The organism is Runella salmonicolor (assembly GCF_024158025.1).
GTDB classification, from domain to species: domain Bacteria; phylum Bacteroidota; class Bacteroidia; order Cytophagales; family Spirosomataceae; genus Runella; species Runella salmonicolor.
In genome coordinates, this window is the sequence record NZ_JAMZEL010000001.1 from 15,037 (window position 1) to 32,028 (window position 16,992).

Sequence of the window (16,992 nt, forward strand, 5' to 3'; positions counted from 1 at the left end):
AACTTATAGACTTTATAAGTACAATTTTTTCATAACGTTGAGTATAATAATAAAAGCACAGTGAACTTCGCTGTGCTTTATTTTTTATTATCTATGCTTCCGGATGTTGATTTTTTTAATTCCCACCGCCACAGTTTTTCGTTGGCGATGTCGTCTATTTCTCCCTTTTTCAGAAACCCATTTTTAGTCAAAATACGCGTCGAGGCATTATCCATTGCCAAAGTATAGGCTTTAATCACTTTTACGGAAGGGGCAGCAAAGGCGTTCATTACCAATGCATTTGCCAATTCCATCCCTAAGCCTTGGTTGCGGTAGGGCTTGATGATTTCGTAGCCTATTTCCACGACTCCAGCGGCATCGGGTTTCCCCTTGTAACCACAGCTTCCAATTAATATATTGTCTTTTTTATGGATAGACACATACGTCCACCAGCCTAGTTCGTTTTCATCTGCTTTGATTTTTTGAAGGGCATATTTGAAGGGGCGCGTACCGAATTCGGTCCATTTTTCAGGGACCGAAACTTTCAGGTATTTTTCCAAGGCCGAATTTCCCTCAATCGCTGTTTCGAGAAATAGTTTATCGCAGGGAATAACCAGTAAATGTTTGGTTTCTATTTTTTGACTCATTTGCGCTTAAAAAATTTATCTTTAACGTTCCAAAAGGTATAAATTCAACCCCGCATCCATTTTAAAATTTCCGCAGAAATGACCATCAAAGAATTAACCTTGCTGTCCGACAATCTTGCAGAAACCAAACAATTTTATGCCCGAATTTTGGGATTACCCATTGTCAGCGAAGAAACATCCACCCTTTCTTTTGCCGCCGGTGCAACCCTCCTTTGTTTTGAACAATCTACAAACCTACGGCCACGCTATCATTTTGCATTTAATATACCCTACACGTCGGTGATGGATGCATTCAGTCAAATGAGCAAGAAAGTTGACATTTTGCCAATTTCGAAAAACTCCAAACTTGCCGACTTTGTCAATTGGAATGCAAAATCTTTCTATTTCTACGATAACAACGGCAATATACTCGAATTCATTGGCCGCAATGACCTTCCCGACAGGGATAAAATGGATTCACCCTTTATTTTATCAGTGAGCGAAATCGGCCTGCCCGTAAAGAATGTAAAGGACGAATGTGAAAATTTGATTAATGAGCATCGTTTGGGATATTTTGACAAACAACCTCCAAGCGACACCTTCAGCGTGATAGGCAAAGATACCGGGCTACTGATTATCGTTCCTGTTGGGCGGAATTGGTATCCCACCGACAATCATCCCGCCGAAGCCTATAAAATAAAGGTTGTTATTCTCAATGCCGAACGAGAAATACCCCTCTTATACGAGTAATAGAATTTTTACTACTGTTCCTTTCTCAATAAAAAAATCTTCATTTCAGCAATTGAATTTCCTTCAAATGTGTTGTAAACTCAATACGACCGAAAAACAAACATGAAAATAGACAATCAGACCTTAAAAACACAATTCGGAAACATATTTGAGGCAGGTTTGCTGAACGAATTGTCCGAGATTGGCAACTATATGGAAGTAGACGAGGGATACGTGCTTATGCGGCCCGGCGGGTATATTCGTACCATTCCCATTATTTTGAAAGGTTCGGTTAAGATTTCGCGGTCTGACCCCGACGGCCGCGAAGCGTTGCTGTATTATCTGGGCGGACTAGATTCGTGTGCCATGTCATTGACCTGCTGCCTAAACCGTCGGCAAAGTGAAATTACGGCCATTACCGACGAAAAAACCCGTCTCATCACCGTTCCTGTCGAAAAAGTAGAAGATTGGATGAACAAATACCCTTCGTGGAAGCAATACGTATTTGCCACCTACCAAAAACGCTTTGACGATTTGCTGGGAGCCATTGACCAAATTGCCTTTCACAAGCTCGACGAGCGCCTCATCAACTTGCTCAAACGCAAGTCGAAGCAGTGCGGATGCAGCGTGTTTAACATCACCCATGAAGAACTCGCCAACGAGTTGGCCACCTCCCGCGAGGTTATTTCTCGCCTACTCAAACAACTCGAAAACCTAGGACGCGTCAAACTCTCACGGAATAAAATTGAGTTGTTGGATGCCGTAACGGTATAATTTTAGCCCCTAATATTCCGTATTAATAAAAAAGGCAACCCAAAAACGGCCCGTAAAACACGAGGTCATTTTTGGGTTTCAACATTATTAAAGAGCTTTGAAACGAAACACCACTCATCTTTACGGCACCCTATTTATCTTTTTTTGCCCAAATAAGCCCGTAATCCATTTGTGTCTCAAAGCTTTCACTAGAAGGAGTCAACCCAGCCTCGTGTAGCCATCCTCGGTACTCTCGACGGCTATACGCCCGACCTTTGGTCACCCAAAACAACTGAGCTGAGTAATCCGTAACAGCCAAAGGTCCGTCCAACTCGTCGTTCAAAAAAGCGTCGTGAATCCACAATTCGCCTTCGGGTCGAAGGGCCGCCGCAAAACGACGTGCCAATCGCTGACAAGTATCAGTCGGCCAGTCGTGAAACAGGCTCGCCGCCAGTAAAATATCAGTCTGTGGCAATGTATCCGTCAGCATATCACCCGGCTGAAACCTAACTCGCTCCCGAACCCCAGCAGCCCCGGGCCGGCCGCTTTGGCAAAACTCATTGAGCAATTCTGCCGCCACCTCTAACACCGCTGGGCGGTCAAACACCGTAGCCGTAGCCTGCGTATTGACCAACAGCCATTCGTAGCTAAAGTACCCCGTTCCACCCGCAATATCCAACAAATGCCCGTTGTGTTTGGGGAGTTTTGTGGCCACAATTGGCGCTAAACACTCCGCACGGCCCGCCAGCGCCAATGTCAGCGCCCGAGCCGTGGTTGGATCATCCATCGGCGAGGGGCCATCTCCTTCTTTTACGTATGCCGTACCGCCAGCGCCAGACCGTCGCAGACCGTCATTTAGGAGCCGTTCAGCCATTTCAACCACTCCAGAGTCATTCTTTTCCAACCCCAAATAATCCGTCAATGTGGGCCTTACTCCTTGAGTAAGATGCCGTCCAAGAGACGTTAACTGAAGTTTTCCGTCGGTATCGTACGCCCACATGTCCATGGCACATAAGGCAGGAAACAGAACCATGGCTGGGCGTTCCTTTAATCCAAGTTCTGCCTGCAATTCAGATGGGGCAAGCGGGCCCTCACTGAGCGCTTCAAACGCGCGGAGGTGATGAACTGCGGCAATGAGCAGGCGTGAACTGTACATGGCCCGGGCGTGTCGGGTAATGGGGGCAAGATCAGGATAATTGGCAATTGGCATAAGTGAGTTAGGTATCAAACTTCAAAAGTCAGAAGTAGGGAGAAATTACCAGTTTATTGATACGCCATTTCACCAAAAAGCCGTGACAAAACTAAGAGCGAAACTTTTCTGGGAACTACAACATATCAATATGGTTGGTATCAATTAAACTATCAAAAACGGAAAAAGCCGCCAAATCGAAAGATTTGGCGGCTTTTGTGGAGCCGGTGGGAGTCGAACCCACGTCCAGAACAAGGAAACCGTACGCCTTCTACACGCTTAGATTTGATTGAATTTTCGAGTGCCGGCAAGGTTCAAATCAGACCTCATCCTGCACCTTAGGTGTTGTGTCTCGCCGGGTATCAACACCATCAACCCGACCAGCCTCACGTTTCGACGCTCCTTGATCCAACCCGCAAGGCGGAGGTTGGAGGAACGATGGCTAAAGCTTAATCACTCCGGATTAGGCAGCCATAGCGTAGCTATATTCGCCAGCTATTGTTTATGCGTGTTTTTAACAGGACTCGCGCACACGTCCCGACGTGCTTATACGTATTGCCTCAACTCGCTGTCAAAACCATGGCGGCCCCAATAAAAGTTGACGCCCTACAACCGATGACTGTTTTTCGCAAAGCGTTTACTAAAACCAGCCATTTGAAATCGGGTTCTGGTGAAACACCCGCATGAGCTAAAAAAGTTCGCCCATTGTCAAAATATTATGAGGCTATTGTTGGAGTCCACTGACGCTCGCACTGTAAGTCCCCCCTTTTGCGTTGAGAATCACGGGTGAAGAATAAATGCTACCTCCTGTTTGAAACTCCCATTTTTTAGCGCCCGTCTGAATATCTACAGCGTAGAGTTTTCGGTCCAAACTACCGATGTACACCAAACTGTCGGAAGCCACGGGTGAGGATTGGATGCGATTGCCCGTCCAAAACTCCCATTTTTTCGCGCCCGTTTTGGCATCCAGCGCGTAAAGTTTGTAATCGTTACTGCCCGTGTACACCACACCGTTGGATACCACTGGCGATGAAAGCACGGGACCGTCGGTCCTAAACTCCCACTGTTTTGTGCCCGTTTTAGCATCCAGCGCGTAGACTTTACGGTCAAAACTGCCCACGAATACCGTTCCGTCGGCTACCGTAGGTGAGGACGTTACTTCGCCGCCCGTCGAAAATTGCCATTTTTTCACCCCCGTCAGTGCATCTACCGCGTACAGATTATAATCATTGCTGCCCATGTAAACCATCCCATCGGCTACGGCGGGCGAAGAATCGACCCCCGTTCCGGTGGCAAACTCCCACACTTTCTCCCCCGTTTTGGCATCCAATGCGTAGATATTTGTGTAGCCGCCCACGTACACTTTGCCGTTGACCACAGTACAAGAAGATACGCTCAGCCCCTCGGCCGTAAACTCCCATTTTTTGGCGCCAGTCACGCCGTTAAGTGCGTACAATTTACTGGTAAAATTGGCGGTATTGCCCATACCAGCGTATACCGTGCCGTCGGCAAAAAAGGGCGCGGAAGAAATCCGCATTCCAGCGGCAAACTCCCACGCTTTAGCCCCCGTCTGAATATCTAAGGTATAGACTTTCTCGTCTGAGCTTCCAACAAACACCAACCCATTACCAAGCACTGGCGTCGAATGCACAGCGTCGGCGGCCGTAAAATCCCACAGTTTCATTCCCGTTTTGGAATTGATGGCGTAGAGTTTGTTGTCGCTGCTTCCCACAAAAATCGCGTCAATGCCTTTGGGCATCGGGTCTTTTGTTTTAGAACAACTTGCCAATAGCACAAGGCCAAGGAGAGAGAGAATACTGTTTTTCATGAACCAATTCATCTGTTTTTAGAATGCAATCGAAACTTTGTTAACAACGGCAAATCACTTTAGATAGTACTTTTATGTTAAACCAAACGCGTTTTTTTAGGAACGGTGGTCATAAATTCTTTCAAATAATACGGCTCAAAGGTTTCGACATCCTCAAATTGACGTTTCTCAAACAATCCAACCGCCAATTGTCCCACTGTTTTGGCCGAAGGATGCACCTCTACGGGGAGAAAAAAGGCATTACCGTAGGCTTCCATGAGGGGCTGACATTTGGCGGCACCATCGCCAAAAAACACGATTTTTTGGCGACGTAATAGCTCCGCAAACGACTCTCCATCCATAATTTTGGCCTGCGTAGGCTCAATGTAATTCAAGTAATAGTCAAAAACCGCGCAGTATACTTCCATGCGACGGGCATCGAGCATAGGGCAAAAAAGGGTATCTTCGTCAAAAAAACCGCTGATTTGAAGCGTTAGTGCTTCTAGGGTATTAACGGCCAAAAGGGGCTTTTCCAGCGCAAAACACAGTCCTTTGGCCGTAGAAACGGCAATCCGTAACCCTGTGTAAGAGCCTGGCCCTTTGGCTACGGCAATGGCATCGACGTCGGACAACACAAAGCCCGCATGTTCGACGGCATTTTGAATAAGCGTAGTCAGCATCCCCGACGAGGATTTTTCGGCCAAGAGGTCATAGCTCGTCAGCAACTGACTGTTTTGGTGTAACGCAACCGAGCAGCCGCGTGTGGAAGTATCAATACTTAATAAAAGTGGCACGTTTTTGTTGGTATTGTGTGAAAAGTTTGATAGTTTGAATGATTGGCTGTTAATTTGTTTGCAAATACAACTCATTTACTCAAACTTTCCAAGTTCATCAACAGAAACATGGTAAGTTTTTCAAACCCCTATTTATAGAGAAATGCAGGTTCATTTTATTGCCATCGGCGGAAGCGTGATGCACAATTTAGCGATTGCTTTACATCATAAAGGATACCAAGTGACTGGCTCGGACGACGAAATATACGACCCCGCCCTCACCCGACTCCAAACCTTGGGTTTACTTCCGGCCGAAATGGGCTGGTTTCCCGAAAAAATCCACGCGGGACTCGATGCTGTCATTGTAGGAATGCACGCCCGCAAAGATAATCCTGAACTGGCCCGCGCCACGGAATTAGGCCTGCCACTCTATTCATATCCTGAATATATATTCCAACAAAGTCTTCATAAACAGCGTGTTGTGATTGCAGGAAGCCACGGCAAAACCACCATCACGTCGATGATTCTGCACGTGCTTCGTTTCAACAATCGCGTCTTTGATTATTTGGTAGGTGCCCAACTGGAAGGTTTTGACACGATGGTGAAGCTAACCGACAACGCCCCCGTGATTGTTATTGAAGGCGACGAATACCCCGCCTCTCCTACCGACCCCAACCCCAAGTTTTTGCATTATCACCCTCACATAGCGCTCATCAGCGGCATTGCGTGGGACCATTATAATGTTTTCCCGACCTGGGAAGTGTATGTAGAACAGTTTGAAAAACTGGCCGACTCGCTGCCAAAATCAGGGGTTTTGATTTTTGACGAAACCGATGATATGCTCGACGTCATCGGCAAAAACGAACGGCTGGATGTCCGTCCGGTTCCTTACGAGGCTCACTCCCACAAAATCAACAATGGACAAACCTTCCTCACTACCAACGATTATGGCGACGTGCCTTTGTTGGTTTTTGGGGAGCATAACATGAAAAACATCAGTGGCGCATTGGCGGTGTGTGAAGAACTTGGACTGACCCAAGCGCAATTTTACCGAGCCATTCAGAATTTCAAGGGAGCGGCCAATCGCATGGAAACGTTGGCTAAAAATGACAAATCGGCCGCTTTCAAAGATTTTGCCCACGCTCCTTCCAAAGTAGAAGCTACCGCCAAAGCCGCCAAAGCGCAGTTTCCGAAACGAACCTTAGTGGCCTGCGTCGAGCTGCACACGTTCAGCAGTTTAAATAAAAATTTCATCGGCCAATACGCCCACCGACTCGATGATGCCGACGTGGCCGTGGTCTATTATAACCCTCATACGCTGGCCCACAAACGCCTCGATGCCATCGAACCCTCAGAAGTGAAAGCGGCTTTTCAGCGCGATGATTTGCAGGTTTTTACGGATAACGAAGCATTGCAACAGTTTTTGCTCGAACAAAAGTGGGAACAATCCAACTTGTTGATGATGAGTTCGGGAACCTTCGGTGGATTGAATCTGAAAGAACTCGCTGGTAAAATTATCAAGAATTAAAGCGTTAGTTAAGGGGGTTCTCCCCCTTAACTTCTACACCTACCCCTTCTCCTAGCAAGGATTCCATCAAAACTAACGCTATCTTTGTAAAAATTTTTACAATGCGTTTTTTAGATTATCCTTCCATCATCAGATTTGCGTGGGCCGATTTTGATTCCAGTCGCCCCATCGACCACATTGAAGACATAAGTGCCCGTGTTTCTACCAATCACGTATTCAGGGTAACCCTCGAAGGCGGCGACCGTGTCATTGCCAAACTCTCGTATTTCGGTAAGTTTGAGCACTTTAAAGAAGACCATCGCCTGATTCATACCCTGGCCAACAACCTGTTGTATCCGTTTGAAACGGTGCTGGCGAAGTCGCTGGTCAAAAACAACCAAGTGTACGTATACCGTCACCAACAGGAAGATATCGACGTTTGGGTGGTATTTTACAACCCCATCCGGGTCGCTGAAAAGCTTCCCCGCCGGTTGGAAGAGCACCACATCAGAAAGCTCGGCTCGGAGATTGCGCGGTTTCATTTAGCCTGCTCACGCGTGAGCACCGTCATGCCCAAGTCTTCCAAAACCCTGCGTTCGGATATTCAGGATTTGCTCGACCTGCTAGATACCGAAACGGGCAGCTACGAACACCGGATGAACATCGAAGCCCTTCGTGTTCAGTGCAATCGTTTTCTGGAAAACCGTAAAACGATTGTTGCGGGGGCAATCGAAACCATCCCTGTGTTTTTGGATTGGAACATCGGCAATTTTTCGGTCACCAACGACTTAGAGCTGTTCTCGCGTTGGGATTACGACTGGTTCCGCATTAGTTATCGGGTCATGGACTTTTATTTTTTCAGTCGCGTTTGTTCTGATGCAGGAGACCGTACCGTGTTTTCGTATTGGATTAATCCTTTGGCCGAAGAGCGTTTTGGCTGGTTTTTGGAAGAATATCACAAAGTATTTCCACTCACCCGGCGCGAAGTCCTTTTCCTACCAGAAGCCTACCGTTTTTTCATTTTAAACTACGTAATAAAATACGGGCGCTATTTTTTCCATCGTACCTACGCCACCAAACTCCAAAGCGAAGCCTACAGTACGTATTTTCCGTCGATTGATACGTTTTCGGTAGAGCCTATTTTGGAACGATTGAAATTATAAATACCAAACTAACACACTGTTTATCAATTGAATACACCCACTAATCAAACTTAAAAACAACGACGATTGTAACCTTTCGCTCGTTTACCTAACATTTCACTGCATGTTAAATCTGGATAATTTTAAAGAAATCGCCGACAATTATCAGGTCTTTTTCTTCGATGCTTTTGGGGTGTTGAAAAACGCCCATGGGTTGATTCCCAACATTGTTGATACTTTTTCCTATATACGACAGCAGCAAAAACAGTTTTATATACTCACCAACGACGCCTCGCGGAGCCCACAACAATTGGCCGAATCTTATTGGCGGCTGGGACTGCATGATGTCACCGCCGACAGCATCATCTCTTCGGGAATGTTGGCGCGTGAGTATTTACAACTAAAGGTAAAACAAGGAACTGCCGTGTATTTGGGCACCGAAGATTCGGCCCATTATATTGAAACAGCCGACTTAAGAACGCTTTCTATCTCCGATGTAGATTTAGACAATACCGCTGATATTAATGCCCTAGTGCTGCTCGACGACGAAGGTTTTGACTGGAACAACGACCTCAATAAAGCGGTCAATCTGCTGCGTCGACGTACGATTCCTGTCATTGTAGCCAACACCGACAATACCTACCCGACCTCAAAAACCCACGTAGCCATCGCGATTGGCGGCGTGGCCGATATGCTCGAAAACATTGTTGGAAAACAATTCATCCGTTTCGGTAAACCCGACGCTCAATTGTTCATGTTTGCCTATGAGCGAGTGGTGGCTCAAAACCCCGCCATCGGCAAAAAAGATATTGTCATGGTGGGTGATACCCTCCGGACCGATATTTCTGGGGGCAATAAATTTGGGCTGGACACGGTATTGGTACTCACGGGAAACATCCCAGCCGAAGATGCCGAAATTCGGATTAGAAGTACGGGCATTATCCCGACCTACGTGTGCGAGTCGGCGGTAATTTCAGTTTAAAATAAACGAATTTTCTTGGACTTTAATTGCTACAACCCACTCCCGCAACCGCCGTGAATATACTACCCTTTTCGGCTAAAAAGCCTGGCTGAAGAGTTACGGAGTTTTTAGCATCGTACGTAATATTGGCCCCCGCCCGAATGGCGTTAACCCCAATCAACGTATTTGAGGCTTTTATGGTGAGCGTTTGCCCCGAAACATACGGAGAAGATAAAGTAGCTGTGGCCGGGCAGGTACTGACCTGAATATTGGCCGCCACCGACGCACAACTCCCGATACTACAAGTAGCGCTATACGTAGTTGTTTGCGTGGGTGCCTGCAAAATACGGTACCCCGATTGTCCAGTAGACCAACTCACCGCCCCCATACATCCCCGCGCGTATAACGTAACCGATTGCCCCGCTACAACTGGTGAAGCACTGACCGTCAGCGAAGGAGACGCAGGCGCCCCTTCTGGAACGGTAACTGATTGGGATAAAATGATGTTATCAAAAACATCCTTTAAATATACCCGATAGGTACCCGCCCCAGGCGTTATTATCTGAGTATTTGAGAAGGCAGTAGAAATATCATTGTTACCACTCACCCAAAAATACGTGTATCCCGCAGGAGCCGTAATAGAATAGGTACTTCCTGAGCAACCTAAGATCAACGCTGGCGGTGTAGCTGCCGCGTAAGGTATAGCCGCCGAAAAGAAGGTATTATCGAGCATGGTATTCCAGCCAGAAGCCATTTCAGAAATCCCCTGAATTCCCCCTGATACGTTTTCAAGATGAACCCCGTCAACGCGCGGAAGTTGGATATTGTCCGTATTTGGTCCAGCAAATATTTTATTGGGAGTATCAATAACCAATTCTTGTCCCGAAATCACCTCCGCATCCGTTCCACCTCCAATCGGAGGGCCCCAATAAGAACCTTTTGCAACCACCCAAGGCAACTGTGCCTTGTTGGAATGACTGCGTGAGCGACTTATTACGTGATTTAAGCTATCCCTGTATTCGGCGGCGGAGGTATTGTCGTTGGGGTCTTCATTGCGATTTTTTATTGAATCAGATTCTCCCTGATGCCAAAGCACCGCCCTGACCCCAAACAACGAAGCGTAGAAATTAAGCGCCTTTCGCAAGTAGTGATATGGAAAATTCGGATTGTTTGCATATTGGATTCCAATGTGTGGATGGGCGGCGGGGAGCCCGTCAGCACTGCGGCTCCAATTGCCAATAGATGAGCCACTTGCTGCCGCATTAAAAAACAAAACAGGTACGTTAAAACGGCTCAGTAATGCATCTCCCAACTCCCCCCACGCCCAAGAAGTTACACCGTTTGGCGCAATATGAACTGCCTGACCGGTGCTATTTAGTGTGGAAATCTGCGGAAACGGCGGATCCACATTTTGACAGGTCCCATCGGGACACGGCAACAACCAATCGACATATTTGATTCGATCATTTGCATCAACGGAGGCTTTATGCCCATGATTTTCAACCCCTTGTACATTGGACTGGCCCGCAATCACAAATACCTCACCCACTCCCACCCGCGACAAAGTGGCGGTACTAACTACATTATTAAACAAAACAGAACGAACTTCCAACGTATACCATCCTCCTGTCACTCCACTTAATGTGCCTTTATAAATACCCGCCGCAGGAGCTGTATCAATGCTTGTCCAACCAACTCCTGTTCCACCTGCAACGGCAATCAACCGCGCCTCAACGCGCTCTACTCCACCAGTATAACTCCCTGCAATTGAAATGGTGGCCGTGTTAGAGGTACTCCTTTGAAAAACAGCCCCGTCGAACGGAAAGGTGATTGAAAGTTGTCCCTTAACCGAGGAACTTATCGTTATCACCAGTAAAAAAAACAGTACTATAATCTTATTAGTTGAGGGTTGATAAGTAAACATTTATTATAAAAAATTGTAGGGTAAGTAATCTTTGCCAAGGGCATAAATAATTCAAATCAATACCTTTCTTTTTCAGGAAAAAGCAGAAATATTATTTTGACATCGTCCCCTTTCCAAAAGACACACCAAACACACTACCATCAAAAAAAATTGATGGTAAAAATGAAAAGTCTGGGAGAAGACAGGGGTAGATTCTTGAGGGATATAAAATTTATACCATATAAAATTTACATTAATTAAATGGGTATATTTATTTAATAATCAATGGGATATAAAATTTTTAAGAAGTTTAAATATAGTTATTCCACCCTAAAAAGGCAGTTTTATCTCATTAAATTTTACAAATAATTATCAAACGGTTCTACGCATATGCCCGATAGTCAACCTTAAATTCATCTTTTATTTTTCCTCCGAAACCATGAAATCATTACTTGTAAGCCTCCTATTATTGTGTGCATTCAGTGGCTTCGCCCAAGGCCCCAAAGTGCTTATCGTCACGGCTCACCCCGACGATGAAACCATGTTTCCCGTTACGGTTTTTAAAATTACGCGTGAACTTAAAGGCAGTGCCGACCTTGCCCTGATTACGGATGCTTCGGGTGGGTTTAACGGAATGTTGGCTTCGATGTATTACGGCATGAACATGCTCGATTCGGTCGTGGGCCGCAAGAACTTACCCCTTATACGTAAGAAAGAAATGATGGCCGCGGGCGAAATACTCGGCATCGGTAATTACTACTTTTTTGACCAAATCGACGATTACTACAATCGCAACGAAAAACCGTATCTCCAAGGTAAAAACTGGGACATCAGCTACATAGAGCGCCGATTAGACGGGATTCTAGCCAAAGGACAATACGACTACATCTTTTGTATGGTCCCGCATGAAGGTCAGCACGCCCATCATAAAGCCGCCTCGCTGAGCGCTTTACGGGCAGTGCAGCGCTACAAAGGCCCCAAACCGCCCATTGTGTTGGGCGGCCAGTCGGCCAATAAGGGGTATACATTTACATTTTCTTCGCTGGACGGCTACCCCGAATCTACCATCAGCCCTGCCGCACCCGTTTTTGAATTCGACCGTTCGTTTGGATTTGGGGAAGACAATAAACATAGTTACATGATTGTTGCAGACTGGGTGAAGGCTTCGCACAAGTCCCAGAGCGGCGACATGAACCAATCCATGCACCGCGGAGAATTGGAAACATTCTGGTATTTTGCCCTTAATGGTGACCAAAGAATTGCGGAAGTAAAACAGCTATTTGAAACCCTCAAAAAAAGTGGATTTCCGACCAAATAGTCTCTATCTTAAATTTACTACTTACTAAATGCGGAGAAGTAAGGCCTTTCGGCGTATTTTTGCGCCTCACCAAACCTATGATACTCAGACATGGCCCAGCCAAAAGCATTTTTGTTTGACCTCGACGGGGTCATTGTAGATACCGCCCACTTTCACTACCAAGCATGGCGACGATTGGCCAACGAAAAATTGGGGTTCGACATCTCGGAAGAATTTAACGAAAGCCTCAAAGGAGTGAGTCGCACCGAGTCGCTGGACCGTATTCTCGCCCACGGAAATGTGACGCTCTCTCCCGCTGAAAAGGAGACTTTGGCCACGCTCAAAAACGACTGGTATGTGGAGTTAATCAATAAGATGAACCCCGATGATATTTTGCCAGGTATTAACGCATTTCTAGAAAAAACACGTTTAGCAGGAATAAAAATCGGATTGGGTTCGGTGAGCAAAAACGCCAAACCGATTCTGGAACGTATCGGCATTCTCAGCGCTTTTGATGCCATCATCGACGGCACAAAAATAACCAAAGGTAAGCCCGACCCCGAAGTTTTTTTGAAAGGAGCGGAAGAATTAGGCGCCTCTCCCGACGAATGTGTCGTATTTGAAGACGCCGTAGCAGGTATCGAAGCAGGCAGAAGAGCTGGCATGAAAACCGTTGGCATAGGTCAACCAGATATTTTGACCGAAGCCGATGTAGTTTTAGCCAATCTAAACAATATGACAATTGAGGACTTACGAAAAGCCTTGCATTTTTAGGGGTGAAGGGGTTTTCTACCCACAAAAAAACACAGGATTTTTTTTGGAATAAATTGTTTTCTATCTATATTTGCACAACTAATAATGGTGTGGATATAGTCGGAAAGCTGTTCGAGGATTTCGAGCAGCTTTTTTTATTTTATCGCCCCCGGTCAAATGTCTCAAAATGATAAAAAGCGGGCAATTACCCGCTCTTCACTAATCTGCCATTACTTTAAATTCTGAAGTTGTGTGGAACTGAATGTCGGGGTTGTTGTCCCGATTCATGCGCAACATCCATTCGGAGTCGGCCAGAAAAACGGGATTGTCATCTTTATCGTACCCGATTTGTGTTCCTTTCAAACGAATAAATTCTTGAAGTTTTTTGGGGTCTTCGCTGGTTACCCAGCAGGCCCTCGTCGTGTTCATCTGCACCCAACGACACTTAGCGCCGTACTCATGCTCCAATCGGTATTGAATTACTTCAAATTGCAGTTCGCCTACCGTACCCACTACTTTCCGATTTCCGGGCTGTACCGTAAACAACTGCGCCACCCCTTCATCGGTCAATTGCTGTACTCCTTTTTCCAATTGCTTGGATTTCATCGGGTCAAGATTAATTAACTCCTTGAAAATTTCAGGCGAGAAACTTGGAATACCCGCATATTGCAACTCTTCCCCTTCGGTGAGGGTATCGCCGATTTTGAAAGTACCCGTATCGTACAAACCAATTACGTCTCCCGGAAACCCTTGATCAACCACCTCTTTTGCCGAAGCCATAAAACTATAAGGATTGGAAAAACGGACATTTTTCTCGAGGCGGGTATTTTTATAAAACTTACCCCGCTCAAAAATACCCGAACAAACCCGCAAAAACGCAATTCTGTCGCGGTGACGTGGGTCGATATTGGCGTGTATTTTAAAAATAAAACCCGTAAAATTCTTCTCATCGGGCTTTACGACGCGCACATTGGTTTGACGGGCAATGGGCAACGGCGAAATCTGGCAAAAGGCTTCCAACAATTCACGGACGCCAAAATTATTTACCGCACTCCCAAAAAACACAGGGGCCACTTTGCCCGACAGGTAATCTTCGCGGTCAAATTGGTCGTATACCCCATCAATGAGTTCGACATCTTCCCGCAGTTGAGCGGCATCGCGCGCGCCAACTTTTGCATCCAATTCGTCAGAATCCAACTCCAGCAGCGCCACATCATCTTCCACTTTGGTTTTATTCACTTTGAAAAAATACATCTGTTTTTCCAGCAAGTGATAAACCCCTTTAAAAGTAGCACCACCGTTGACGGGCCACGTCAACGGACGCACTTTCAGGTTCAGTTTTTGCTCCAACTCATCGAGTAAATCAAACGGATTTTGCCCTTCGCGGTCCATTTTATTGATAAAAACAATCACTGGGGTATCCCGCATACGGCATACTTCCATCAGCCGTTCGGTCTGTTCCTCCACGCCTTTTACGCAGTCAATCACCAATATCACCGAGTCCACCGCCGTAAGGGTACGGTAAGTATCTTCGGCAAAATCTTTGTGACCGGGGGTATCTAAGATATTGATAAGTAAGTTGTTATACTCAAATGTCATCACCGACGTAGCCACCGAGATACCACGTTGTTTCTCGATTTCCATGAAGTCAGACGTTGCGGTCTTCTTGATTTTGTTTGACTTAACCGCGCCCGCCGTTTGAATAGCCCCTCCAAAAAGCAGGAGTTTTTCGGTCAAGGTCGTTTTTCCCGCATCGGGGTGACTGATAATGGCAAATGTGCGCCTTTTGGCTATTTCCTGTTGGATCGTACTCATTGTAAAATTATTGGATATCGGACTTCCGAAAAAGGTTGCAAAGTTAACAGCTTATTTCTGAAAATCCTGAATTATAAGGCGTTGAGAAGTATAAACAAGGCGAGGTTTTGGGGTTTCTTTGAAAAGAAAGCCCACTTGATAGTTTCCTTCGGGGATATTATCTTGGTAAATCCAAGCTTCAAACCCTTCTTTGAAGTAGTTTCCTGTGCGTAAAAAAGACCTTCGTTCCCGGTTGGGCCGCTGTTTTACAGCCGTCACGTAGGTTGTAGAATCATTTTTAAGCACCATAAATAACGCATTTTGGGGTTTGTCTTGACTGACTGCCAGTTGTTCATTCCGTATTTTATTGATGAGAATTCCGCCGTAGGCCGGTAAGGTATCGATGTCTATGCTTAACGACACATTGGGCATGGTCAATGTATCGGCCTTGATTTCGTTTACTTCATTCAGCGCGGTGGTGGGAATCACGTAGATTCCATTTTCTACGGCTTCATCAAAATATTGCTTGACCACCGTGTTTGTCATAGTCTCCAGCTTCCCCGTTACGCGACGATGTTGCTGAAGCGAAAAAGCATCGGATAGGAGCGAATTTCGAAAATTAATTACATCGGGCGCGGCAAACATGTACGTACTTACGGCAAAAAAGATACCTACAACGGTCATTCCCCCCGTCAGCATTTTTTGACCTCTTTGGGATAAAATCAACAAAAACGTTACATAAAGCGCCACCACCGACATCACAGAATAAATCATGTAGCGCGCGGGGGTTTCGAGGGTATCTACGGCCCGCGCAGTGGCCACGCCCAACCCCGTAACGAGCAGCCAAGCAAGCAAGGCCAAAAGCGATAAATTGGCAGGTGTATCGGTAAAAACGGATAAAATCTTGCCTTTCGAAGCGTTATTTACTAATTTTTTGACGTATTCAACCACCAACCAAAGCGCTAAGCCTATCAATGAAAGCGTAATTCCAACGCCCAAAACCGCCACTTCTGGCAGACGACCACGAAAGTAGGAAGCGCAGGAGCCAAAAAACGACACAATGGTTAAAGCGGAGTTTCTAAGGCTTTTTTCCTGACCTAAAGACCCAAAACCGAAGGGATAGTACCAATAAAACAAAACGGTAGTTAAGATGCAGGCAGCCAACCAAATAGTAGCTTTTTTGTATCGTGTTTGAAGCAGCGGAATGACCAATCCAACGTACATTCCAAAAAGGCCATTTCCGTTGGTATAGGTCAATAAATATCCCCCAATAATGGCCCCCGTAAACGCCCAATTGTTTTTTTTCGACAATAAAAAATAGGTCAATAATCCAATGGCAAATGAAGCGGTATATTGCCACAGTGCCGCCGCCCAAAAGATGTTCTCATGATATGCTGGCGTAAACAAAAACAGGGCCACTGGCAACGCATACCAAAATGGCAAACGATTGACCGACAGTATCTTCCAAAAATACACAAACAAGCCAATGACCAAGCCGCTGCCCATCAAAATCAGCGTCCGGTAGTTGGCTTCTCCCGTCAGTAGATAATCTAGCCAAAATACCAATTTGGCCGTAATCACCCCGTGTCCGTTGTGTTTGTACTCCAATTCTTGCATAAAATGCAGGACATTGGGAGCATTGATAAACTTAATGATGTATTCTAAATACGCATAATCATCAAAATAAGGGACATTTACCGCATTTTGGCCCACAAAACGATAAAATAAGAAGGCAATAATAAGTACTGTGAAAGCAGCAAAGACATTTAAAATTTTCAT

General features: G+C 45.9%; 14 protein-coding genes and 1 other RNA gene. 7 read left to right on the top strand and 8 right to left on the bottom strand.

From position 1 onward, the window contains the following. Positions 1-77 precede the first annotated feature (77 nt). The gene (locus NCI00_RS00065; protein ID WP_253523695.1) at positions 78-626 is read right to left on the bottom strand and encodes a GNAT family N-acetyltransferase; all 549 of its coding nucleotides are present in this window, start codon (positions 624-626) and stop codon (positions 78-80) included. A gap of 78 nt (positions 627-704) precedes the next feature. On the opposite strand from NCI00_RS00065, the gene NCI00_RS00070 reads away from it, so the two are divergent. Together NCI00_RS00070 and NCI00_RS00075 are read left to right on the top strand one after the other, a co-directional pair. After that, positions 705-1,355, top strand: coding sequence for a VOC family protein (locus tag NCI00_RS00070; protein ID WP_253523697.1), 651 nt, complete (start codon positions 705-707; stop codon positions 1,353-1,355). 102 nt (positions 1,356-1,457) lie between these two features. Next, the gene (locus NCI00_RS00075) at positions 1,458-2,108 is read left to right on the top strand and encodes a Crp/Fnr family transcriptional regulator (RefSeq protein ID WP_253523699.1); all 651 of its coding nucleotides are present in this window, start codon (positions 1,458-1,460) and stop codon (positions 2,106-2,108) included. A gap of 130 nt (positions 2,109-2,238) precedes the next feature. Here NCI00_RS00075 and NCI00_RS00080 read toward each other — a convergent pair whose 3' ends face one another. From NCI00_RS00080 to tsaB, 4 genes are all read right to left on the bottom strand, one after another. After that, positions 2,239-3,297 (bottom strand): methyltransferase, encoded by a 1,059-nt coding sequence (locus NCI00_RS00080; RefSeq protein ID WP_253523701.1) that lies wholly within the window; start codon positions 3,295-3,297, stop codon positions 2,239-2,241. 195 nt (positions 3,298-3,492) lie between these two features. Then, positions 3,493-3,866, bottom strand: a transfer-messenger RNA (tmRNA) gene (ssrA, locus tag NCI00_RS00085). 134 nt (positions 3,867-4,000) lie between these two features. Further along, positions 4,001-5,104, bottom strand: coding sequence for an outer membrane protein assembly factor BamB family protein (locus tag NCI00_RS00090; protein ID WP_253523703.1), 1,104 nt, complete (start codon positions 5,102-5,104; stop codon positions 4,001-4,003). A gap of 77 nt (positions 5,105-5,181) precedes the next feature. After that, complete coding sequence (gene tsaB, locus NCI00_RS00095; RefSeq protein ID WP_253523705.1) at positions 5,182-5,877, bottom strand: tRNA (adenosine(37)-N6)-threonylcarbamoyltransferase complex dimerization subunit type 1 TsaB; 696 nt, start codon at positions 5,875-5,877, stop codon at positions 5,182-5,184. A gap of 142 nt (positions 5,878-6,019) precedes the next feature. Between tsaB and NCI00_RS00100 the strand changes: the two genes are divergently transcribed. From NCI00_RS00100 to NCI00_RS00110, 3 genes are all read left to right on the top strand, one after another. After that, positions 6,020-7,384: a UDP-N-acetylmuramate--L-alanine ligase gene (locus tag NCI00_RS00100; RefSeq protein WP_253523707.1), complete on the top strand. Its 1,365-nt coding sequence runs from the start codon at positions 6,020-6,022 to the stop codon at positions 7,382-7,384. A gap of 101 nt (positions 7,385-7,485) precedes the next feature. Continuing rightward, complete coding sequence (locus tag NCI00_RS00105; protein ID WP_253523710.1) at positions 7,486-8,526, top strand: aminoglycoside phosphotransferase/kinase family protein; 1,041 nt, start codon at positions 7,486-7,488, stop codon at positions 8,524-8,526. Positions 8,527-8,629: 103 nt separating this feature from the next. Beyond that, positions 8,630-9,487, top strand: a complete 858-nt coding sequence (locus NCI00_RS00110; RefSeq protein WP_253523713.1) for a TIGR01459 family HAD-type hydrolase — start codon at positions 8,630-8,632, stop codon at positions 9,485-9,487. A gap of 22 nt (positions 9,488-9,509) precedes the next feature. On the opposite strand, the gene NCI00_RS00115 is transcribed toward NCI00_RS00110, so the two are convergent. Continuing rightward, complete coding sequence (locus tag NCI00_RS00115; protein WP_253523714.1) at positions 9,510-11,336, bottom strand: 3-coathanger stack domain-containing protein; 1,827 nt, start codon at positions 11,334-11,336, stop codon at positions 9,510-9,512. Positions 11,337-11,808: 472 nt separating this feature from the next. On the opposite strand from NCI00_RS00115, the gene NCI00_RS00120 reads away from it, so the two are divergent. Further along, positions 11,809-12,687: a PIG-L family deacetylase gene (locus NCI00_RS00120; protein WP_253523716.1), complete on the top strand. Its 879-nt coding sequence runs from the start codon at positions 11,809-11,811 to the stop codon at positions 12,685-12,687. A 90-nt stretch (positions 12,688-12,777) separates the two neighbouring features. Beyond that, a complete protein-coding gene (gene pgmB, locus NCI00_RS00125) occupies positions 12,778-13,440 on the top strand; it encodes a beta-phosphoglucomutase (protein ID WP_253523718.1) in 663 nt (220 codons plus the stop codon). Positions 13,441-13,638: 198 nt separating this feature from the next. Here pgmB and NCI00_RS00130 read toward each other — a convergent pair whose 3' ends face one another. Further along, positions 13,639-15,234: a peptide chain release factor 3 gene (locus tag NCI00_RS00130; protein ID WP_166559566.1), complete on the bottom strand. Its 1,596-nt coding sequence runs from the start codon at positions 15,232-15,234 to the stop codon at positions 13,639-13,641. 51 nt (positions 15,235-15,285) lie between these two features. After that, a complete protein-coding gene (locus NCI00_RS00135) occupies positions 15,286-16,992 on the bottom strand; it encodes a hypothetical protein (RefSeq protein WP_253523720.1) in 1,707 nt (568 codons plus the stop codon).